Below are 255 nucleotides of genomic sequence, written 5' to 3' on the forward strand. Positions count from 1 at the left end.
GTTGATATTCCTGTACCACCTCCCCGCCGTTTGAGTAATGGGGGGACGCAGTAGGATAGGGTAAGCGCGCTGCTGGATATGCGCGTTCAAGCAGTTAGGCTGATGAGTAGGCAAATCCGCTCATCATAAAGGCTGAGCTGTGATGACGAGGGAATTATAGTACCGAAGTTCCTGATTCCACACTGCCAAGAAAAGCCTCTAGCGAGGCGGGAGGTGCCCGTACCGCAAACCGACACAGGTAGGCGAGGAGAGAAT

1 rRNA gene is annotated in these 255 nt (G+C 53.7%); it reads left to right on the top strand.

Annotated elements, in window-relative coordinates:
- A 23S ribosomal RNA gene (locus ACN6NE_RS31260) occupies positions 1-255 on the top strand; the annotation flags it as partial.

Source organism: Priestia sp. 53B2 (assembly GCF_056099005.1).